The following is a 21,585-nucleotide window of genomic DNA, read 5'->3' as shown; positions in this document are numbered from 1 at the left end:
ACAGCGGGAGAGAATTTACATGCGTCCTTGGAAGCGCAAGCGATCCCTTCTCGGCGGTGGCGTCAAGTACGTCACGGCTTTTGAAGGCGCGGAGCGGGATTTGCTGCTGAATCTGGCTGCTACTGTGGCGGACTCGCTGATGGAGCGAGCCCGGTCGGCGCCGAAGGATGAGCTCGCGGAAATGACGGGAATGCCTGTCGGGCACTCCGAGGCCCCATCCGATCCGAAGCTTGCGCGACTGTTGCCGGACTTCACCAAGCCGGGTGAGGAGAGCGTGGAGGGGGAAAACGCCCTCATGCGCCAGCTGCATGAATCGGAGATTGTAGAGAGCAAGCTCCATTCCCTGCGTGCGATTATCGACGCCCTGGAGCCCGCCGAGTCGGGGCAGGTATCCATTTCGGAAAGTGATGCCCATGCCTGGGTGGCGGGTATCAATGACCTACGTATTTACCTGCATGTTTCCATGGAGAACCTCAATGGCTCCATCGAACAGATTGAGCAGACCGACGCGATGTACCAGTGGCTGTCCTACAACCAAGAGTCACTGTTGGACCAGTTCATGGGTGAGTAGCGAATCCGAGCAAAACCCCGAAAGATGCAGTAATCAACTGAGGCTAGCTGCCATGAACTGTGGTGAAAGGTGCCGTGGTCGACAATGAATTCTGAGATCTTCGCAATCAGCCCCACCGACATTCGACACCAAGCCAGCAGTGCTGCGCTGGGCACGAGCATCGACATCGGCGCAGGCTGTCTCGACTCCATCGACGGCATCTCCATCGGCCATGCTGCTGAGGGGGATACCGGAGTCACCGTCATCGCCGCTCCAGGCGGCGCTGTCGGCGCTGTCGATGTCCGCGGCGGCGGTCCGGGCACCCGCGAGACCGACCTGCTCGCACCGGAGAATACCGTCGAACGCGCCCACGCTGTCGTTTTGGCTGGCGGCTCCGCGTACGGCCTCGCAGCTGCCGACGGAGTTATGCGCGAACTGCGCGACCGCGGCATTGGCTTTGAGGTCACCCCAACTCGTCCGGATATCCTCGTGCCCATCGTTCCCGGTGCTGTCATCTTCGACTTGCTGTTGGGGGAGCCGACGCTGCCCACCGCTGCACTCGGGCGCGAGGCGTTGTCGCACGCGCTTGACGACGTCCCGGAGGGCACTCCCTCCGGCACAATAGGTGCCGGTGTTGGCGCTATGGCCGGGGCAATCAAGGGTGGTTTTGGACAAGCCCGTGTGACCTCCGCCGATGGTAAGTACTTTGTGGCTGCCGCAATGGTGGTCAACTCCTTTGGTGCGGTCATTGACCCGGAGGGACACCTTTACGGAATGCCCGCGGCTGCCGGTGCCAGCAAGGAGGCATTGGCCCAGCTGGACCAGGTTTTCGTCGGTAGGACCAAGATTCTCGCCGATGAGGCTGGACACGGGGAATCGTCGGCAAGCACGCGAAACACAACGATTGGCACATTGATAACCAATGCGCCGGTGACAACTGCGCAGTTGAAGCGGTTGGCGATGTGCGGTCATGATGGGCTGGCACGAGCGATTCGGCCGGCCCATGCGCCGATGGACGGTGACACGCTGTTTGCCCTCAGCTCGGCCGATGCGGCGGATAGCGGAAACGCTGAACCCGTGGGCTCGGATGTGGTGGCCCTGTTGGCTGCGATGGCGGCCGATGCGGTGCAGATGGCTATTGTCGATGCCGTGATGAGTGCAACGGGACGCGCGGGAGTGGCCGCGCTGTCAGAGATGCTGGATAAGTAGTGAGGGAAGTGCGCCAATGAATCCGCAATGGAGCTCGGGACAACAGCAGAATTACCAGAACTATGCGCAGTACCCGATGGGCGGTCCCGTGCAGACGCGGCGGAATAATCAGATTGTTCCACAGGATCGCGACGGCGGGCTCGGGGCGGCCATCAGTACGGCTATTGGGTACCTGGCACTTATCTGGACGGTCTTTCTTGTCAACGAATTCATCTTTGGTGGGGCGCTGAACAACTTCGGTGTGCGCCCACGCGAAACCTCGACGCTGTGGGGAATTTTGACCGCACCGCTGCTGCACGCAGATTACGGGCACATTGTGGCGAACTCTCTGCCCGGGGCGTTGTTCGCCGGTTTGATTGCAATGTCGTCGAAGCGGCTATTTTGGCAGGTCACACTCTTGATTACGGTCGTTGGTGGCGGTCTGACCTGGCTGGTCGGCGGTGTAAATACCGTCCACATCGGTGCGTCCGGCCTGATTTACGGCTGGCTGGCGTTTTTGGTCGTACGCGGTTTCGTGAATCGTCGGGTGATGCAGATTATTTTGGGCGTGATTCTGGCATCGATGTATTCGGGTCTTATCTGGGGAGTGCTGCCAACACAGATGGCTGTTAGTTGGCAGATGCACCTCTTCGGTGGGCTTGCGGGCATCTGGGCTGCGGTGATGTTTAAGCGCGGTCGTGCACGTGGCTAAGAGTGCACGTCGCTAAGAGCCCGAGGTACGTGGCATCAGCTCCTGACGAAATCGGCCTAGAATAGGAGCTTCGGTGTTTGACCAACGATATGAGGAGTCCAGATAGCGGTGGGAGCAGGAGCAGAAACTCAGGCAGTCAATCAGCTGACAGCGCAGGATAGTGGCTTCCCCGACCGAACAGCGCCGATTGGCATCTTTGACTCCGGCGTCGGTGGGCTGACAGTGGCACGTGCCATCATGGATCAGCTGCCGCACGAGTCGATTATGTACATCGGCGATACTGCCAACGGCCCTTACGGGCCGCTGCGCATCGCCGAGGTTCGTCAGCACGCTGAAGCGATTGCCGATGAACTGGTTGCACGCGGCTGCAAGATGATTGTCATTGCCTGCAACACGGCTTCGGCCGCATTTTTGCGTGATGCCCGCGAGCGCTACCCAGTCCCAGTAGTCGAGGTCATTCTGCCCGCTGTGCGCCGTGCGGTCTCGACCACCAGGAACGGAAAAGTCGGCGTAATCGGTACCGCCGCCACAATTCGCTCCCGTGCCTACCAAGATCTCTTTGATGCAGTGCCCGGCGTGGATGTCTCCGCGGTCGACTGCCCGCGATTCGTGGACTTTGTCGAGCGAGGAATTACCTCCGGTCGCCAGATTCTGGGACTTGCAGAGGGCTACCTCGCGCCATTGCAGGCCGATGGTGTGGACACCCTCGTGCTGGGCTGCACCCACTATCCGCTGCTGTCTGGTGTGATTCAGCTGGCTATGGGGGAGGACGTCGCCCTAGTGTCGTCGGCGGAGGAGACGTCGAAGGATGTTCTGCGCATCCTCACAAAGACCGACATGCTCGCTGACCCGGAGAGTAATCCGAACCCTGTGCGCACATTCGAATCCACTGGAGATCCGCAAGTTTTTGCATCCCTGGCAAAGCGCTTCCTTGGGCCGGGTATTAGCCAGGTCACTATGCATTCCCAAATGTGACCTTTCTTATTAAATCCAGACACTCCATTGGTTTTTTGCTCGTTTTTGATCAATTACATGGCAAGCTTGAAGTATGCGATTGAAGGTTCTGGGATGTACAGGCAGCATGGGTGGCCCATCGGCGCCAGCATCTGGCTACCTCATTGAGCTGGATAACGGTCGAACCTTTGTCATTGATTTGGGTCCCGGTGTCCTCGCCGAATTGCAGAAGATCTCTGATCCTGCAGCTTGTGATTTGTTACTAACTCATGTGCACCCAGACCACACTGCAGACATTCCAGGGCTGCTCGTCTGGCGTCGCTTCCACCCGACAGCCCCGGCGAGTTCCCGGAATCTCCTGGTTGGCCCCGGAGACATTCACGACCGGATAGGCACCATGTGCAAAGCACTGGGAAGTGAAGAAGATGCCAACCTGGAAGACACTTTTGATCAGGTTGTGAGTAACCCCGGTGAGCCACTGTTAGTCGGTGGGGACGAAGCGGACGGAGGCGCCGTCGTCACGCCGTATAACATGGTCCACCCGGTGCCAGCTGTTGGATATCGCATTGAAGCAGATGGTCTGACCATTGCGTACACCGGAGATACTGCGTGGACCGATGAATTGGTGGAGCTGGCGCGGGATGCGGATATCTTCATCTGCGAAGCCACATGGTGCAGCAACGAAGAGGGCACCCCACCGGACATGCACCTGACAGGCTTTGAGGCCGGAAAGGCAGCGACGCTGGCGGGGGTTAAGAAGCTGGTGCTGACTCACATTCCGCCATACGCCGACGGTGAAGAAGCACTACGTGCTGCGAAGAGTACCTTTGCCGGTGACGTTGAATTGGCCTACCTGGGCATGGAGCTAGGCGGCTAGTCACAGCGACTATCGGGTTTCCGTACAGCTGTCGCACCGCTTCCGCGCCGGGCGGTAGGGTAGTTGGCATGACTACAGCTAATTCCGATTTTCGCCGTGCCGATGGACGCGCGGTTGATGAAATGCGCAAGGTGACCATCACTCGCGGCTTCACCGACAATCCGGCCGGTTCTGTGCTGGTTACTTTCGGTAATACGCGTGTAATGTGCACCGCTTCCGTCGAACAGTCGGTGCCACGATTCAAGCGTGACTCCGGCGAGGGCTGGTTGACCGCTGAGTACTCCATGCTGCCGGCCTCTACCCACGAGCGCATGCCCCGCGAGTCAATGCGCGGCAAGGTCAAGGGTCGCACTCACGAGATTTCCCGTCTGATCGGTCGCTCCTTGCGAGCTGCTATCGACTTGAAGGAACTCGGTGAGAACACCATCAACATCGACTGTGATGTTCTGCAGGCGGATGGTGGTACCCGAACCGCTTCCATCACCGGTGCGTACGTCGCGCTGGCTGATGCCCTGACCTACCTGCATGCAGCGGGTGCAGTTCCGGGCACCCCGCTGAAGGCACCAGTCGCAGCTGTTTCGGTTGGCATTATTGATGGCCGTGTCTGCCTGGATCTGCCTTACGAGGAGGACTCTCGCGCTGAGGTCGACCTCAACGTGGTGATGACCGCAGAGGGTAAGTTCGTCGAAATCCAGGGCACTGGCGAGGAAGGCACCTTTGACCGAGGTCAGCTGAATGACATGCTCGACTCGGCGGAAAAGGGTCTGCGTGAGCTCGTTGCCCTGCAGCAGGAAGTTCTGCGTGCGCCGTACCCGGGTGAGCTGCCGTGAAGCTCCTCGTCGCTACCCGAAATTCTAAAAAACTAGTCGAGCTCGACCGCATCCTGCGTGCGGCGGGTATTGATTCGGTGGAACTTCTTTCGCTTAGCGACGTCCCGGAGTACCCAGAGCGCCCCGAAACCGGTCGCACTTTTGCGGACAACGCCTACATCAAGGCTTTCGATGGTGCGACACACACCGGCTACGCGTGCTTGGCAGACGATTCGGGGCTCAGCGTCGATGAGCTAAACGGCATGCCGGGTGTGCTCTCGGCGCGCTGGTCCGGCACTCACGGCGACGATGTCGCTAACTACGAGCTGCTGCTCGCCCAGATGGGGGACTGCCCAGATGAGCGTCGTACGGCGTCCTTCCGTACCGCCTGCGCGTTGGTCGTCCCCGGTGTCAAGGAGGTGCCGTCCGCGCTTGCCGACGGCGGTTTCCCAGCCGTCCTCGATGAAGCCGGTAATCTGCTGCTGGTTGTAGAGGGCCGCTGGCCTGGCGCCATTCTGCGCGAGCCTGTTGGGGACAATGGGTTCGGCTACGATCCGGTGTTCGCGCCCGCAGTTGGGGAGGGCAACGAAGCTGAGGGGGCCTTGTCTGCGGCACAAATGAGCGCCGAAGACAAGGACGCTTTTAGCCACAGGGGGCGTGCACTGCGTGCCTTGACTCCGGCGCTGAAAATTCTGGCTGAGGTTGAGGCTAAGGGGTAGCCCTCGGGCTGCCGAGAGCCCGCTACTTCAGCTGGAAAGCGGTCTCGACTTCCTCACGACGCTTCTTCTCGACGAAGAAGGAGAGGAACGGGACCACGCCACCGAGCGCGGTGATAATCCACTTTGCTGGTTCCCAGCGGGCCTTGGTACCCAGGTTTACGGTGGCAATGAGGAATGCCATGTAGCCGAAGCCGTGAATCTGGGCGGTGTAGAAGAACCACCGCGGCGCGTCGGCGGAGTTGTCGAGGATGAGGTACTTGTAAATCATCTCGGCACACAGCAAGAGCAGCATCACACCCGTGAAGTAGGCGGTGACGGAGAAGTACGTCAGTGCCTTCCTTACGCGCTCTTGACGATCTGGATTGATGTTGGTCACTAAAAGTCCTTTTCTCGAATAAGCAGTTATCGCCTAGGCGTTGGTGCCAGAATCCGTCGATTGTGTCTCATCCACACGCTGCACCTTTCGCGAGCCATCTGGGTTGGTCGGCAGGAATTCGTCTGGAATTTCCGTCATGACATCGTCTTTAGCCTCAAATGCGGCCTCGCTATTGCCGCTCAGGCGTTCGCGTTCGTACTCCATGTATTTGCGGTAGGCCCAAATAAAGAACAGGCCGAAAGCTGGCCACTGCAGTGCGTAGCCCAGGTTTTGGAATGAGCTGGTTGTGTTCCACCTGCTGAGCTGCCAGTAGGCGAGTGCAAGAGTGGCGCCGACTGCAAGAGCCAAGAAGATTAGTTGCACCACGCGGGTACGAGTGGGAATCTTCGCTGGCTTGTCAGTGGTATTGGAATGCTGTGAAGTGGACACATAACCACCATAGCTAGTCCGTGCCCTGCCAAGCTAGCGCGCTCGCTGGATAGGCAGGGGATGGGACATTAGGAATTCAGCTAGGACATTAGGAAATCTGCGGCAAACCCGTTAAAGTGTGTACAGTCCAAATGAGCTGTGAAAGTTCGTTGCGCCTGTAGGTGGCTTATCAGTAGTCCATGCTTACGGGGACTGTACGTAACTGTCACGGATTCGCGACGGGCGCCTGTGGCGGAATTGGCAGACGCGCTGGATTTAGGTTCCAGTGCCTTAGGGCGTGGGAGTTCAAGTCTCCCCAGGCGCACACATAAATACCCCGTGACTATGCAGGTCACGGGGTATCTTCGTTCTCCACCCCGTCAGATTTTCCGCCCTCATTAGGCCGCGTGCCCAAAATCTGGCCCATTTCCCGCCCGAAGCTATTCCAAGGTCGCTAATCTCCCGTGCACGGTGTAGAACCATGACTATGAAAATTGTTGTCTGCGTCGTTTATCCCCGCTACCCAGATAACACTGAACCTCTCGGCGGGTTCGTCGAGTCTGAAGAAACCGCCCTCGCGATTGACAACTGGTGGCGCGCACAACCCGGCGACATGATTGGCACCTGGGAAGACTTCGAAGTCGAGGTTGAAAGCCGCGACCAGCTCCTCTACGGAGTGTTTAGTGGTACCCCCACTCTTGAAATCACCGATAGCAATTTCTGGGACCCCATCTGTCACGGGGTGTACACCGACCGCAAGGTGGCTGAACACGCGGCAAAACCCAAGACAATGTGGGAGGCCAACAACTGCCCGCCAAAGTTCGTGCTCCCCTTCCGTCTGGGCTGGAAATTTGACCGGTATTTCCCCGATGGAAAACCCTGGCCGCCAGACCAGTTGTAGACCTGCGACAGTCCTGCCTCTTTTAGCGGGAACGCAAGACGGGGCAGTCGCACAGCGCGCGTGAGTGCCATTCTGGGAAACCTTTGTTCGCTCATTCCACTGCGTAGGGCAATCGAATCTGTCGATACAATGACGCTGATCGAATCGTATCTTGAATCGTAAGGTGGAAGCAGGGAGGCAACATGAGCATCTCGATGCATCTGGATGAGTACATGGCGCGTCGTGGCATAGTTCCCGACGACACTGTGGTCAACGATGATCCCTGCGCAATCTTCGACGGCAAGGTCGAGCGCGATGGTAAGTCGCAGCAGGATCTTGAAGAGTCAGAGCGGCGCTTAGAAGAAGCGGAGTCCACAATTCTGGATATGCTAGGCGATTAATCGAGGAAAGATTGAGCGTTCTCGGCGCCCATTGACACGCATTCCGGGTGTGATGTTCATCACCGATTGGGCATAAATTGGCTCGGTCTTCCGCGTTTTATTTTCCACCGCCGGCGCTGCCAGGGTGGTGAAGCGCAAGCAACTTTTCGACAGGGGAACACTGTTTCCTACCTGCGAAGTTCTTGCGCTTTCGAAGCGTTGTACTCGCTGATTTCGCAGCCGTGTTCAGCCTCTCGTTTTGGGGCTGCAAATTATCTTCGCGTTGATGGCGCCGCGAAACTGCGCGAGAAAAACATGATGGATTCCTCATGATTTATGGCATAGTGTCCTGGCAAGGATTTGGAAACAAAAGATGTTTTCATTTCGTACTCCACAAGACAAGGACCTCAGCCACGTGAAATACGAAAAACTCGCCACTTTGCAGACCAACGTCGTAACTGCTCCAGACCTGGGCACTTTTGCAGTCACTTTCGCCGGTCAATCGCAACCATGGCTGGACACTCTCTCCAGCGTCATGGCCAGTGGCAACTCAAAGAAACTACGGGAAGTTTTCACTCGCGCTGAGGAACTGCTCACACCGCTTGACGACGATCTCATCGGCCAGCTTCCCGCAGGTTTCGACCCCTTTGGCTGGGCAATCTCACTCGTTACAGACGAGCCATTTACCGGAGATACAACCAACCCTGCGGTCAGCGTCCCGGGCATCGTCTTGGCACAGTTGGGCATTGTCGAGTTGCTGGAAAAGCAGGGAATTAATATCACCGAAGCGGTAGCGGTAACCGGTCATTCGCAAGGTGTTCTTGCCGCTGAGATTGTCGCTCGCCCAGAGAAGGCAGCAGAGCTTCTGGCGCTAGCTCGCCTCATCGGTGTGGCGTGTGCGCGCGGAAGCCGAGTAGCCGGATTTGGGCACGCGCCGATGATGAGTATCTCTGGCCTGACGGTCGAGGAGTTGGAGCCTTTCCTCCCCCAGGGCTGTGTCATCGGTCTGAAGAATACGCAGACTACCAGCGTAGTTATCGGCAAGCAGGATGAACTAGACCAGCTGGCAGAGCAGCTCACAACGCAGCAGCCGAAGGGTCGGAGAGTCGAATGTACAGTTCTGCCAGTTAGTGGCGCATTCCATCACCCAGCGCTGGTACCTGCTGTGGCATGGGTAGTGGAGCGAGCTGAGCGCATTGGGCTAGATGCGGAAACGGCGGACCGGCTTGCGCGTGCAATCTTGGTTGACCCCAGTGACTGGAGCGCCGAGGTACGGGGGCTCATCGACCAAGGAGCAACCACCATTTTGGATCTGGGGCCGAACACAGGCGTCGTCAAGCTGACAGAACGCAACGCTGAAGGCTATGGCGTGGCGGTGATTCCTGCGGCGACAGCTGCGGGGAGGGGCGTCCTGTCTGAGAGCGACATTGAGCACCCGACATCGTGGCTGGAGTTTGCGCCGCGTCTGGTCACTGGAGACAAGCCCCGTGTCGAGACGAAGTTCACCAAGTTGACCGGGCGCTCGCCAATTCTGCTCGGCGGTATGACCCCGACAACCGTTGACCCTGAGATCGTGGCGGCTGCTGCGAATGCGGGGTTCTGGGCGGAGCTGGCCGGTGGCGGCCAAGTCACGCCGGAAATCTTCGAGGCTAATGTGGCGCGACTCTCCGATCTGCTCGAGGAGGGGCGCAGTGCACAGTTCAACACCATGTTTTTGGATCCGTACCTGTGGGGTTTGCACATTGGAAGCCGCCGTTTGCTCCCGCGCGCAGTGGCAGCGGGGCGACCGATTGATGGCGTCACCATCTCCGCGGGAATCCCCGAGGTGGACGAGGCAGTTGAGCTAGTAAAGCAGCTGCGTGAGGGCGGGATTCCGCATATCTCCTTCAAACCGGGCACAATCGCTCAAATCGAGTCGGTGCTCGAAATTGCAGACACCTTGGCGCAGCAGGGCACGCCGTATCCAATCATCATGCAGGTTGAAGGTGGGCGTGCCGGTGGCCACCACTCCTGGGAAGATCTCGATGACCTGCTAATTAACACCTACGCAAAGATCCGCAAGCGAGATGTGGTGCTTGCTGTTGGCGGCGGTATCGGCAAGCCAGAGCAGGCCCGTGATTATCTGATGGGCACGTGGTCGACACGGTGCGGATTGGCGCCGATGCCGGTAGATGCTGTCATCATCGGCACAGCTGCGATGGCAGCAAAGGAGTCGACCGCCTCCGAGTCCGTGAAACAAATGTTGGTCGACACCGTCGGCACTGACAACTGGATTCCCGCTGGTAGCGCCATGGATGGCATGGCGTCGGGGCGCAGCCAGTTGGGTGCTGATATCCACGAAATTGATAACGCCGCAGCACGCGCAGGCAGATTGCTTGACGAAGTCGCAGGTGACCTCACTAAGGTGACTGAACGACGCGCAGAGATCATCGAGGCGATTAACGCCACCGCGAAGCCGTACTTCGGAGATGTCAGCACCATGACGTATGCCGAGGTGCTGAACCGCTATCTCGAACTGTGTGCGCCCGAAGGGACGTTCCTCGATCCAACGTGGTCGACGCGCTTCGTCGCACTCGTCGACCGCGTAGAGGCACGACTGAATGCAGTCGACGCGGGCACGTTTGACGCGCTTGCCGACGGCGACAGCTTGCACACCCAGCCGCAGAACGAAATCTCGCGACTGTCCGGCCTGCTGGATCTGGATACCCAGCTCCACCCAGCAGATGTCACCTTCTTTATCTCTGAGCTCTGCCGCACACCTGGCAAACCTGTGCCATTCGTTCCGGTTATCGATGATGAGGTTCGTCGCTGGTGGCGATCGGACTCCCTATGGCAGGCGCATGACTCTCGCTACGATGCGGATCAAGTCTGCATCATCCCAGGGCCGCAGGCTGTTTCGGGCATTACCCGCGCGAATGAGCCAGTAGCGGAAATTCTGGGTCGGTTTGAAAAAGCTACTGCACAGGCATTGACGGATACCGGCTACCTGCCGGAGGCACCTGTTGACGCCCTCAGCCGGATGCTCGCAGCACCTGTGATTTGGTGGGCTGGTCGACAGCAGCCGAATCCGGCGCTGGCACTTGGCGCGGAACATGAGTGGGTATGTGTATCTGACGCAAGTGATGTCTCTCGTTCACAACGCCTGGAGCACCCAGGTACTGGTGCCATTTTGGAGACCATTGGAGCTGATGGCAGCAATGATGAGGGCGGGGAGGAGCTCGTCTGGGCACAGCTGACCGTTCCGCTGCCCGATGCTGCGGGGGAGAATACGCAACTGCGAATTCGCCTGTGCCAGAGTGCAGCGGTGGGCGCAGTGCCCGTCGTCAAGCATGAGGATGCGGCAGCCGCGATGCGGGAGCTGACGCGAATCGCGGCTGGCGGTGAGCTTGCAAACATCGTCGATGGGGTCGCGGAGTGGGAATCCGTGTGGGATCCGATGGCGATGGCTGACTACGATGCGGTCACTATTGCAGCTGCCGGCGATGAGTCACAGGCGACGGTGCCGGACGCGTTGGTCGGGCATGCTTGGCCAGCGATTTTTGCGGCAGTCGCGCAGGCGCGTACTGAGACCGGCATTGATGTTGTTGAGGGCATGCTCGCGCTTGTTCACCTTGAGCATCACATTCGTATGATTGGAGCTCTGCCGCAGGAAACCACAACGTTGCGGATTAGTGCGCGTGTCGACGAGGCCGTTGATACGGACTTAGGGCGACTAGTTGTGGTGCGCGCGGAGGTTCGTGATGGCGATACGCTGCTCGCCACCTTGAGTGAACGCTTTGCCATTCGTGGCCGAAACGGCGGCGAGACAGCGCGGACCAATACTGTGCCATTTCCAACGGTCACGGATACGCCACGGAGTTTCCGCGGTGCCTTGACCGTGGAAGCGCCTAAGGCGATGGAGCCATTTAGCTGTGTCACGGGCGATCGCAATCCTATCCACGTCGATTCCCGGGCAGCAGCGCTAGCTGGTCTACCAGGGGTTATTGTCCATGGAATGTGGCTGTCGGCGATGGCCGAGCATGCGGCTGTTGCCACGTCGGATGCCGGCATTGGCAATCGGGTGATTGAGTTCACTGCGACTATGCTGAGTCCGGTTCTACCTGGTCAGGAAGTGAAATTCTCTGTCGAACGCCGTGGTTTTGATGACCGTCCAGGCGCCGGTGAAGTCCGTGAAGTCACGGCCACAGTAGAGGGCGAGCTGGTACTGACTGCCACTGCTGTAATTGCCGCACCGACGACTGCATATGTCTTCCCTGGCCAGGGGATTCAATCACAGGGGATGGGGCTGTCTGCCCGGACTCGCAGCGTAGCGGCCCGCCGCGTGTGGGACCAGGCGGATGCGATGACCCGAGAGAAGCTTGGCTTTTCCGTACTGGCTATTGTTCGGGACAACCCGGTAGAGGTGGTTGTGGATGGTGTGCGCTATTTCCACCCAGAAGGTGTCCTGAATCTGACTCAGTTCACCCAGGTTGCGATGGCGACGTTGGGGCTGGCGCAGGTTGCGGAGCTCCGTGAAGCAGGGCTGCTGGATGAAACAGCTCACTTTGCGGGACACTCTGTCGGTGAGTACAACGCGCTGGCGGCTTTCGCTGGTGCGCTTGACGCAGATGCCGTGTTGGAGGTTGTCTACCGCCGCGGTTTGACCATGCATGAACTGGTCGAACGTGATGAGCAGGGGAGGTCCAACTATGGTTTGTGCGCCCTGCGTCCGGACAAGATCGGCGTACGCGAGGACGAGGTCACTGAGTTTGTTAATCGGTTGTCGCAGGAAACCGGTGAGTTCCTCGAAGTCGTAAATCTCAACCTGGCAGGCAAGCAGTACGCCGTCGCCGGCACCGTCGCGGGCCTTGCGGCACTGGCTGAACAGTGCGAGCGCCGCAGCTCGGACGGCAAGGGATACGTGCGTATCCCAGGTATTGATGTGCCATTCCACTCCAGTGTCCTACGCGACGGTGTGGATTCCTTCCGTAAACACCTGGAGCGGCTGCTGCCAGCGGAAATCGCTCCAGAACGCCTGGTGGGACGCTATATCCCGAATCTCACCGCGACCTCTTTTGAGCTGACCGAGAAGTTCGTCCGCCAGATGGCTGCAGTCGTCGACTCAGACATTCTGGAAAACATCCTTGCCGACTTTGATACTGCTGCTGAAAACCCGGCGCGCCTGGCCCGCATGTTGCTGGTCGAGTTGCTGGCCTGGCAATTCTGCTCACCGGTGAGGTGGGTCGAAACTCAGGATCTGTTGCTTGAGGATCTCGGTGTCAGCCGCATTATTGAAGTCGGTGTAGGTACAGCGCCCACACTGGCAAACCTGGCTGCCCGTACCTGCCAGTTGCCCCGCCACCGAAGCCGTGACATTCGAGTGCTCAATCTCGAGCGTGATGCTGATGCAGCGTTTATGCGCGACCAAATTCAGCCGGAAAAGACTGAGCCCGAGTCGGAGGTGACACCAGAGCAGGACGCGGCGCAGACCCTATCTGGAGCAGCAGGAGCATCGGGAGAAGCAGGATCAGCGGCGCCGGCGGTATCCGCAGACCAATCCGCGGCGACCGAACAGGCAACCACGATCACGAGTGCTGCCACTCCGGCTGCCGAAGTTGCTGATATCGCAGTCAGCCCGGCAGAAGCGCTGGAAGTTCTTATTTGCCAATGGACGAAGGTGCGCCCCGACCAGCTCGGCGCCGCCGACTCCATTGAGACTCTGGTCGATGGAGTCTCATCTCGACGCAATCAACTGCTGCTCGATCTCGGAGTGGAATTCGACCTCGGTTCAATCGAAGGGGCCGCAGATGCGGAACTGGCTGATCTAAAGGACAAGATTGATAGCTTGGCCAGTGGGTATTCGGCATTCGGTCCGATTCTCTCCGAAGCCATTGCCGACGGTATTCGCCGGATTACCGGTCCTGCCGGTGCAGGCGCGAATTACATCGATGACTATGTGGTCGATGAATGCCAGCTCGGCAAGGGGTGGGCAACCGCAGTTAGCGCCGAGATGATGCTCGGTACTCGCGAGGGCGCATCCCTGCGCGGCGGTGATCTTGCGCATCTGGCACCGGCCGCCCCAACCAGTACTGCTGAACTCAACCAGCTGATCGATGAAGCAATCCTCGCGGTCGCCTCGCAGCGAGGTGTATCTGTCGCTAAGCCGTCGGCAAGCGACAGTAGTGCTGGGATGGTCGACTCGGCTGCACTCACTGAGTTTGCAGATAAACTGACTGGTCAACGAGGAATTCTTGCCACCGCTGCACGCACGATTCTGGAGCAACTCGGCCACGAGATTACCGGTGCCATTGACTTCGATGCCGAAGACGCCGACAGCAACCTGGTAAATCTCGTCACTGCTGAACTCGGTGCGGACTGGCCGAAGCTGGTCACCCCGACGTTTACGCCCACCAAGGCAGTGCTGCTCGACGACCGCTGGGCCACCTCCCGCGATGACCTAGCACGCCTCTGGGCAGCCGCTGATGAAGACGTGGCTGACACCGCGCCGGGCAGTATCCACGAAACCGCAGTCGAGCAGGCACAGTGGTGGGCTGCCAAGGCAGACGCGGCAGGGCGAACACAGTTGGCGAGTATCTACCGACAGCTGGCGGATGAGTCCATCACGAATGTGGACGAACTATCGATGAATGCCGACATCGCAGTTGTTACCGGTGCATCGCCAAATTCGATTGGCTCCGCTGTGACTGCACAGTTGCTGTCTCAGGGAGCAACCGTTGTTGTCACTACCTCACGCCTGGGACATGAGCGCCTGAGCTTCTACAAGCAGCTCTACCGCATGCATGCGCAGGGCGAGGCGAAGCTGTGGGTGGTACCGGCGAACCTGTCCAGCTTCCAGGACCTGGATTCCCTTATCGACTGGATCGGAACCGAGCAGACTACGACGATTGGTGCGGAAGTGGTTGTGACCAAGCCTGCACTGTCACCGACGTTGCTATTCCCGTTCGCGGCGCCTACGGTTTCGGGTTCGCTTGCCGACGCCGGTCCTGCGTCCGAGACCCAAATGCGTCTGCTTCTGTGGTCGGTGGAACGACTCATCGCAGGGATGTCAGCACTTGGCGGGGACAATAATCTGGACCATCGTTTGCATGTGGTGCTGCCGGGTTCACCGAACCGTGGTCGCTTCGGCGGTGATGGTGCCTATGGTGAAGCCAAGGCCGCACTCGATGCAGTGGTGGCGCGCTGGAATGTGGAGGACGCTTGGCGCACCCGCACCACTCTGGCTCATGCACAGATTGGTTGGGTTCGAGGCACCAACCTGATGGGTGGAAACGACCCATTGGTTGCTGCAGTGGAAGCAAAGGGAGTACGCACCTTCTCCACCGAAGAAATGGCAGCTGAACTCATTGAGCTCGCGAGCTCGGAGGCTCGGAAGAAGGCACAAACCCGCCCGATTCAGGCCGATCTCACCGGCGGATTGGGTGACGTCGACCTCAACATTGCGCAAATGGCGCAGGAGGCTGCACAGGCGGCTGCCCCAGCAGCTCAAAACTCTGAGATCTCTAGCGGGGCGAGCTCGCAGGAGCCGTCGTCAAGCCGTGTTTTGAGCGGCCTGCCAAGCCCTCGCCGACCAATTGCGCAGACAACACCGACCTTTGGTGACATCGCAGCGGCTCTGGAGGACATGGTGGTCATCGTGGGCGCCGGTGAGCTTGGGCCGTACGGTTCTTCCCGGACGCGCTTTGAGGCTGAAGTCGATGATATTTCTGCAGCAGGAATTGTGGAATTAGCCTGGTCAATGGGGTTGATTTCCTATGAGGGTGGCTGGCGCGACGCCGACGGGCAACCGTTGGCAGAAAGCGACATTGCTTCGCGTTACCGCGATGAAGTGCTGGCGCGAGTTGGTGTGCGTCGTTACGCCGATGATGGCGATTTGGTTGATAATACGATGACTGAGCTGACCACGGTCTACCTGGATCGTGCGTTGAGCTTTGCTGTGCGTGACCGCGCGGCAGCGGAGACTTTTGTCAGTTCCAACCCGGACAACACCACTGCGAGCTTCGATGCCGAGACAGGGCAGTGGCTTGTGACACGGGCCGCTGGCACGCCGGTTCAGGTACCGCGCCGAATGGCGATGAGCCGTTATGTTGGCGGTCAAATTCCGCAGGGCTTTGACCCGGCACGATACGGTATTCCGGCAGACATGATGGACAATCTGGACCGCGTGAGCTTGTGGAACATTGTCTGTACTGTCGATGCCTTCTTGTCATCGGGCTTTAGCCCAGCGCAGCTGCTGGAAGCGGTCAACCCGGCGCGAGTGTCGTCGACACAGGGCACAGGTATTGGTGCGATGGAGTCGCTGCGCAGTCTTTACATCGACGGTCTGCTGGGGAAACCGCGCGCCAATGACGTCCTGCAGGAGGCATTGCCAAATGTTATTGCCGCCCACGTTATGCAGTCGTATGTCGGTGGCTACGGGCAGATGATTCACCCTGTGGCAGCCTGTGCGACGGCAGCGGTGTCGGTGGAGGAGGGTGTCGACAAGATTGCCCTGGGTAAGGCAGATTTTGTTGTCGCGGGTGGCTTTGATGACCTATCCACAGAGGGAATCACAGGTTTCGGCGACATGGCCGCCACAGCTGACTCCGCCACCATGGAAAACAAAGGCATCGACCATGAGTACTTCTCCAGGCCGAATGATCGTCGACGCGGAGGCTTCGTGGAATCACAAGGCGGTGGCACGGTGCTGTTGGCTCGCGGAGACATCGCCCGTGACATGGGGCTCCCCGTGCTCGGTGTCGTCGCATACGCCCAGTCCTTCGCCGACGGCGCGCACACATCCATTCCGGCGCCGGGTTTGGGCGCGCTAGCGGCCGCTCAGGGCGGCGAGAAGTCTCGATTGGCTCGCGCACTTGCAGTACTCGATGTCACTGCGGATCAGGTCGCGGTGTTGTCCAAGCACGACACCTCGACCAATGCCAACGACCCAAATGAGTCCGAACTGCATGAACGCATTGCAGATGAACTCGGTCGCGAGCGCTCTAACCCGCTGTTGGTGGTCTCTCAGAAATCGCTGACGGGACACGCTAAGGGTGGTGCTGCAGCGTTCCAGATCATTGGTCTGACCCAGGTGTTGCGCAGCGGCATTGTGCCAGGTAATCGATCGCTGGACTGCGTCGATCCCGCATTGGCTGAGCATTCGCGTCTGGTATGGCCAACGAAGGCAGTCAATTTCGGCAATACGTTGCCGCTGAAGGCTGGCTTTGTTACCTCGCTCGGGTTCGGACATGTCTCGGCACTGGTGGCAGTCGTCCACCCGGAAGCTTTCTACCAAGCGATAGTGCAGCACGATGGCGCTGAGGTTGCGGAGCGTTGGCGGTCCGCGGCGCACAACCGCGAAGCGGCTGGTCTGCGTCGCATTGATGAGGCGATTTACGGTGGGGAAGCTCTCTACGAGCGTCCACGCGAGCGAAACCTGGCGGACGGTGGTCGGTTCGGTTCACCCGCTGCATTGGAAAAGGCAGTTCTGCTTTCCGACGGCGCCCGTCTGATCGATGGTGTCCTCCAGCCATGATTGGCGTAGACCTCGTCTATATTCCGGGCTTCGAAGAGCAGCTGAATATGCCAGGCAGTCAGTTCGCGCAGGCGGTTTTCACACCTGCGGAGCTACTGGTAGCTAGGCGCCGCGGAGCAGTCGGCGGCGCGCTGGCGCGTCACTTAGCGGGCCGCTGGGCTGCGAAGGAAGCCTTCATCAAGGCCTGGTCGCAGACTCTCTTTGGCAGCCAACCGCCGATTGCGCGCGATCAGATGGACTGGCGGGAAATAGAGGTGCAGCCGGATGCCTACGGTCGCGTGAGCATCAGTCTCCACGGTGCTGTGAGCCGCCATTTCCACGATCAGGAGTGGCAGCTGGGGCCGTCGTTAAGCATCTCGCACGACGGCGACTACGCAATCGCCGTCGTACGCCTGGACTAGTCCGGCACCGCGCTAATCGACGGACTTTTGACGGCGACCGACCAAGATGCCGGCACCGAAGATTAGCGCGCCCAGGATTGCGCCGGTTCCGGCGACTGCGGCGGTTTGGAGCGGGGAGTTGGTCGCGGCCTGCTGAGTCTGCACATCAACTTCGTCGAGGCCATTGCCGGAAGCGTTGGACTTTGCGGAAGCCTTGCCAGATGCCTTGGATGAGCCGCTGGCCTTGGACTCTCCGGTCTTGGAGGCACCGGCCTTCACAGCTTCTTCGCGTTCCTTGGCGGAGCCGCCGACGCTGAGGTCCGTGGCCGTGTCCTGGCTGCGGTCGGAGGAACCGTGAGCAGCAAAGGTGTAGAGTGCGCAGTCATTTTCGACGCAGTTGGCGGCCGAGGTGACGGCCTCGACATTGAGCGTTGTAGAGAAGCTGCCGTCGGAGGACATCTGGGAGGTGCGGACAAACTCAGCGGCGGAGAAAGCATCAGCGTTGGTGGTGGAGAACTTGTTCTTCTCAGCCACTGCGACGTAGATGCCGTTGCCGCTGGTCTTGAATCCGGTGCCGGAGACGGTAATTGCGGTGCTGCCCGACGGGTTCAGTTCCGTGGTGGACAGGCTTACCGACGGGGTGCCGGTCGAGGAGCTGCTGCCGTTGGAGCTGCTAGAGCCGCTGGAACCGGTGGTGCTACTCGTTCCACTAGACCCAGTGCTGCCACTGGTGCCGGAGCTTGCGCTGCCTGCGGACTGTGAGGAGCCACCGCCGGAGGGCAGGGTAGCGTCCTGCTTGGCAGCTCCGCCGGCAAACGATACCGCGGTCGCCGTGTCCTGGCTGCGGTCGGAGGAACCGTGAGCAGCAATGGTGTAGACCGAGCAAGCGTTCTGCATGCAGTCTGCCGTGCCGAACTTCGCGCTGACCGGAAGGTCCACGCTGAAGCTGCCGTCGGACTTCAGGTTGCCGCGGGAGGTAGACACAAACTTGGTATCCGGGCCGAAGGAATCGGCGTTGGTCACATCCATCTGGTCATTTTGCGCGATACCGACGTAGATGCCCGGTCCAGAGGTCTTGAATCCCTTGCCTTCGACTCGAATGGTGTCGCCGCTCGGGTTCAAGTCTGAGGTCTTGGACAGGCTCACCGATGCGTTACCCCGTGACTGCGAGCCCGACTGTGACTGGGAGCCCGAACCAGCGCTCTGGCCACCGCTCGGTGCCGCGCTGGTGGAACCCTGTGATTGAGCAGCCTGGGAAGTAGCACCCGCCTTGAAGGTGATGGGGACCCACTGGTCATTGCTGCGGTCAGAAAGATTAGGGAACGCAGTAAAGGAGGCTACGTAGCACTGGGTGGAGGTGCAGTCGACATCGCCAAAGCTGGTCGCGACCTTCATCTCCTGCGTAAAACTTCCGTCAGCGCCGACTGTCACCTTGGCCGCTTCGCCGTAGGTCGAAGGGTAGCCCGACTTTGGCTTCTCGATTGTCTGGGCCAGGTAAATATTTGCGTTAGCGGGGTAGCCGACTCCCTTGATGGTCACGGTGGCGCCGTCGGACAGATCGGTGGCAGGGGTCACAGAGAGCTGGCGCTCAGACTGATCGGTGCTGCCGCCGAGAAGGTCGCCGATGCCGGGGAGCGAACCGCCGAGCTGTCCAATCGATGGCAGTGACTGTGCCGATGCGGGGACTGCGGGTAAAAATCCCGTACTCACTACGATTGCCGAAGCTAGAACAATAGAGCGGGGAAGCAGGCTCCGTCGGAAAGCGCCCTGCGTCGTGGACATGTGAACCTCTGATTCTGTTTGGGAGTTCCGGCGCAGGCGCGGCGAAAAACAGGGAACCCCACCGCGCTGACCAGAGTAAAGCGTAAACTAAGGCAAGCCTACCCTCCGCGTATTGATAAGGGCAATAAATGCCCCTGCCGAGGTGGGCGAGGGGCGCTCTCTAGTCTGCGGCCTCCGCGACGCTCATGAGATAAGAGATTGTCATGCGTTTGATTTCCTGCACCGTCAGCTCGTAATGAGCTTCCCGCTCAGCATCGCTTCCCGGATGGTCCACCGCATAATTCAGCAGGGCGTACGTGGCGTTAATCATGAGGTCGGAGATGAAGTTCAGTTCCGCATCGCTTGACGACGGCACCAGCGGGCGCAGCACCTTTGAAATCTCGTTGACCAGGCGTGACTTCGTATCTTCTGCAGTTGCGCGTGTGGCGGGCGTTGATTGAACAGCCAACCATACGGCTCTTCTAGAAACGTCCTCGCGCCAGAGCTTTGCCAGGTGATCGATGAACTCCGAGAGAAACTCCGGCCATTTCAAGGTGGGGACTGTTTCTCCGAAACGTGAGACTTCCTCGATGACGGCCTCAGTGTCCTGACGGTCGAGCTCGCAGATCATCACATACTTGTTTGCGAAGAATTGGTAGAGCGTGCCAATGGGGATATCTGCGATGCGAGCGACTTCGTCGAAAGTGAAAGACTCAAACCCGTGCTCGATGAGCACTGTGCGTGCCGAGCTGAGCATGCGTGCGTACCGCTCTCGGCTGCGTTGCTGAGCCGGAGTGCGACGGGGACGAAGAATATTCGGTGCGTCCTGGGATTGAGTCACTACTACGAAACCGTCTAATCGGGATGATGTGGGAGGAGAGTTTGGGGCCAGGGTCAGAGTAGGCCTTGCGGCTAGTTAGCTTTCGGAAGCCTGTGATTCCACACCCAAGTCACGCAGTACGCGCTGGACGTGCCCCTTGGCGCGAACGTTGTACCAGGCCTTTTCAATTTCTCCATCGGCATTGACCAGGAAAGTCGAGCGGATGACGCCCTGGACAATCTTGCCGTAGTTCTTCTTCTCGCCGAAAGCGCCGAACGCGGTCATGGTTTCCTTGTCCGGATCGGACAGGAGGGTGAAGTTCAAGCCGTGGTCCTCACGGAACTTTGCGAGTTTCGCCGGCTTGTCCGGAGAAATACCTACGACAGGAATGCCGGCATCATTCAGGGCTGCGGATTCATCGCGGAAGTCGCATGCCTCAGTGGTGCAGCCTGGAGTGTTGGCCCGCGGGTAGAAGTAAATCAGCACGGGCTTGCCCGCGTAGTCCGACAGAGAAACCTGCTCTTCGGCGTCGTTGAGAAGAGTAAACGCTGGGGCGGGATTGCCAGGTTCCAGTCGGATGTTGTTCTGGCCGTATTCTTTGTCGCTGGAGGAAGAAGTAGTCATGGCTTAATCGTATCGACTCTGGAGCGGTGCGTGGCGACTCTGAAGCAATGCGTTGAGTTTTTCCCCGTGCTCGCCCACGTTGCTGTAGTGGAAGTGTTAGTCTTTTAGGCGAACAATCACTTTAGATATTCAACTTTTTAGGGAGTTTACGTGGCTCGCAGCATTGAAGATATCCAGCGCGATATTGAGCGTAACCGTAACCAGCTCGCCCGTACTCTGGATGAGCTAACCGTGCGAACGAATCCGAAGAACGTTGCGGATGACGCAAAGACCCGCGTTCTCGATGCTCTGAATGAGCCGAAGGTGCAGGCAGCACTGGGTGTCGTTGCCGCACTTGTTGTTGGCGGCATCGCAATGGGCATTCGTCGCAACCGTAACCGCAGCAAGGAAATCGACCGCATTCGCGAGATGATTGAGACTGCTGCTAAGTAGTTTTTCGGTAGTTAGCGCACGCGCTTCGGGTAGTTACCTGGGGCCGTGCGCTTTTGCGTATCTAACCCTTGTTTGAGTCAGGCGTGGGGTGCGAGCGAGGGCTGCAAGTTGGCGCCTACGCTTGTTATGCAACAAAAAGACCGGGAGGGTATTTCTACCTTCCCGGTCTGTATTGTGCGCCATCAGGGACTCGAACCCCGAACC

General features: G+C 59.1%; 17 protein-coding genes and 1 tRNA gene. 13 read left to right on the top strand and 5 right to left on the bottom strand.

The features are described from left to right. The first annotated feature begins 19 nt into the window (after nt 1-19). The 7 genes from HMPREF3130_RS08705 to HMPREF3130_RS08675 all read left to right on the top strand — a co-directional run bounded on the left by HMPREF3130_RS08705 (nt 20) and on the right by HMPREF3130_RS08675 (nt 5,809). Nucleotides 20-571 (top strand): DUF2017 domain-containing protein, encoded by a 552-nt coding sequence (locus HMPREF3130_RS08705; protein WP_049193339.1) that lies wholly within the window; start codon nt 20-22, stop codon nt 569-571. Between the two features lie 84 nt (nt 572-655). Next, nucleotides 656-1,759 carry a P1 family peptidase gene (locus tag HMPREF3130_RS08700; RefSeq protein ID WP_049193336.1) on the top strand — a complete coding sequence of 368 codons (1,104 nt, stop codon included), beginning with the start codon at nt 656-658 and terminating at the stop codon, nt 1,757-1,759. 16 nt (nt 1,760-1,775) lie between these two features. Further along, the gene (locus HMPREF3130_RS08695) at nt 1,776-2,450 is read left to right on the top strand and encodes a rhomboid family intramembrane serine protease (protein ID WP_016422263.1); all 675 of its coding nucleotides are present in this window, start codon (nt 1,776-1,778) and stop codon (nt 2,448-2,450) included. A 144-nt stretch (nt 2,451-2,594) separates the two neighbouring features. Continuing rightward, the gene (gene murI / locus HMPREF3130_RS08690; RefSeq protein WP_042389205.1) at nt 2,595-3,425 is read left to right on the top strand and encodes a glutamate racemase; all 831 of its coding nucleotides are present in this window, start codon (nt 2,595-2,597) and stop codon (nt 3,423-3,425) included. A gap of 73 nt (nt 3,426-3,498) precedes the next feature. Further along, entirely contained in the window at nt 3,499-4,281 is a 783-nt protein-coding gene (locus HMPREF3130_RS08685) for an MBL fold metallo-hydrolase (RefSeq protein WP_049193335.1), read from the top strand. Between the two features lie 68 nt (nt 4,282-4,349). Further along, a complete protein-coding gene (gene rph, locus HMPREF3130_RS08680) occupies nt 4,350-5,111 on the top strand; it encodes a ribonuclease PH (protein ID WP_049193334.1) in 762 nt (253 codons plus the stop codon). Next, entirely contained in the window at nt 5,108-5,809 is a 702-nt protein-coding gene (locus HMPREF3130_RS08675) for a non-canonical purine NTP pyrophosphatase (RefSeq protein ID WP_016422267.1), read from the top strand. Before rph ends, HMPREF3130_RS08675 begins: the two co-directional genes overlap by 4 nt. Before the next feature lie 22 nt (nt 5,810-5,831). Here HMPREF3130_RS08675 and HMPREF3130_RS08670 read toward each other — a convergent pair whose 3' ends face one another. Further along, nucleotides 5,832-6,185, bottom strand: coding sequence for a DUF3817 domain-containing protein (locus HMPREF3130_RS08670; RefSeq protein WP_005511118.1), 354 nt, complete (start codon nt 6,183-6,185; stop codon nt 5,832-5,834). Between the two features lie 33 nt (nt 6,186-6,218). Next, nucleotides 6,219-6,614, bottom strand: coding sequence for a hypothetical protein (locus HMPREF3130_RS08665; protein ID WP_016422268.1), 396 nt, complete (start codon nt 6,612-6,614; stop codon nt 6,219-6,221). A gap of 222 nt (nt 6,615-6,836) precedes the next feature. Between HMPREF3130_RS08665 and HMPREF3130_RS08660 the strand changes: the two genes are divergently transcribed. The 5 genes from HMPREF3130_RS08660 to HMPREF3130_RS08640 all read left to right on the top strand — a co-directional run bounded on the left by HMPREF3130_RS08660 (nt 6,837) and on the right by HMPREF3130_RS08640 (nt 17,765). Next, nucleotides 6,837-6,918: transfer RNA gene (locus HMPREF3130_RS08660), tRNA-Leu, on the top strand. Between the two features lie 162 nt (nt 6,919-7,080). Next, nucleotides 7,081-7,494, top strand: a complete 414-nt coding sequence (locus HMPREF3130_RS08655; protein WP_224783804.1) for a hypothetical protein — start codon at nt 7,081-7,083, stop codon at nt 7,492-7,494. Nucleotides 7,495-7,676: 182 nt separating this feature from the next. Next, nucleotides 7,677-7,874 carry a hypothetical protein gene (locus HMPREF3130_RS08650; RefSeq protein ID WP_016422270.1) on the top strand — a complete coding sequence of 66 codons (198 nt, stop codon included), beginning with the start codon at nt 7,677-7,679 and terminating at the stop codon, nt 7,872-7,874. 352 nt (nt 7,875-8,226) lie between these two features. Continuing rightward, complete coding sequence (locus HMPREF3130_RS08645) at nt 8,227-17,364, top strand: type I polyketide synthase (RefSeq protein WP_246815137.1); 9,138 nt, start codon at nt 8,227-8,229, stop codon at nt 17,362-17,364. Beyond that, nucleotides 17,361-17,765, top strand: a complete 405-nt coding sequence (locus HMPREF3130_RS08640) for a holo-ACP synthase AcpS (RefSeq protein WP_070429775.1) — start codon at nt 17,361-17,363, stop codon at nt 17,763-17,765. Before HMPREF3130_RS08645 ends, HMPREF3130_RS08640 begins: the two co-directional genes overlap by 4 nt. 12 nt (nt 17,766-17,777) lie before the next feature. Here HMPREF3130_RS08640 and HMPREF3130_RS08635 read toward each other — a convergent pair whose 3' ends face one another. The 3 genes from HMPREF3130_RS08635 to bcp all read right to left on the bottom strand — a co-directional run bounded on the left by HMPREF3130_RS08635 (nt 17,778) and on the right by bcp (nt 20,949). After that, entirely contained in the window at nt 17,778-19,526 is a 1,749-nt protein-coding gene (locus HMPREF3130_RS08635) for a neocarzinostatin apoprotein domain-containing protein (protein ID WP_070429774.1), read from the bottom strand. A gap of 160 nt (nt 19,527-19,686) precedes the next feature. After that, complete coding sequence (locus tag HMPREF3130_RS08630; protein WP_070429773.1) at nt 19,687-20,346, bottom strand: TetR/AcrR family transcriptional regulator; 660 nt, start codon at nt 20,344-20,346, stop codon at nt 19,687-19,689. A gap of 75 nt (nt 20,347-20,421) precedes the next feature. Beyond that, nucleotides 20,422-20,949 (bottom strand): thioredoxin-dependent thiol peroxidase, encoded by a 528-nt coding sequence (bcp, locus tag HMPREF3130_RS08625; RefSeq protein WP_070429772.1) that lies wholly within the window; start codon nt 20,947-20,949, stop codon nt 20,422-20,424. 150 nt (nt 20,950-21,099) lie between these two features. Here bcp and HMPREF3130_RS08620 point away from each other — a divergent pair, with 150 nt between their 5' ends. Further along, entirely contained in the window at nt 21,100-21,381 is a 282-nt protein-coding gene (locus tag HMPREF3130_RS08620) for a DUF3618 domain-containing protein (RefSeq protein WP_005511166.1), read from the top strand. Nucleotides 21,382-21,585: the final 204 nt, after the last annotated feature.

The sequence above is a fragment of the Corynebacterium sp. HMSC14B06 genome (assembly GCF_001807075.1).
In the GTDB taxonomy this organism is placed as follows: domain Bacteria; phylum Actinomycetota; class Actinomycetes; order Mycobacteriales; family Mycobacteriaceae; genus Corynebacterium; species Corynebacterium jeikeium_D.
The sequence above is the reverse complement of the archived record's forward strand: the minus strand, read 5'-3'. Positions and strand labels throughout refer to the sequence as shown.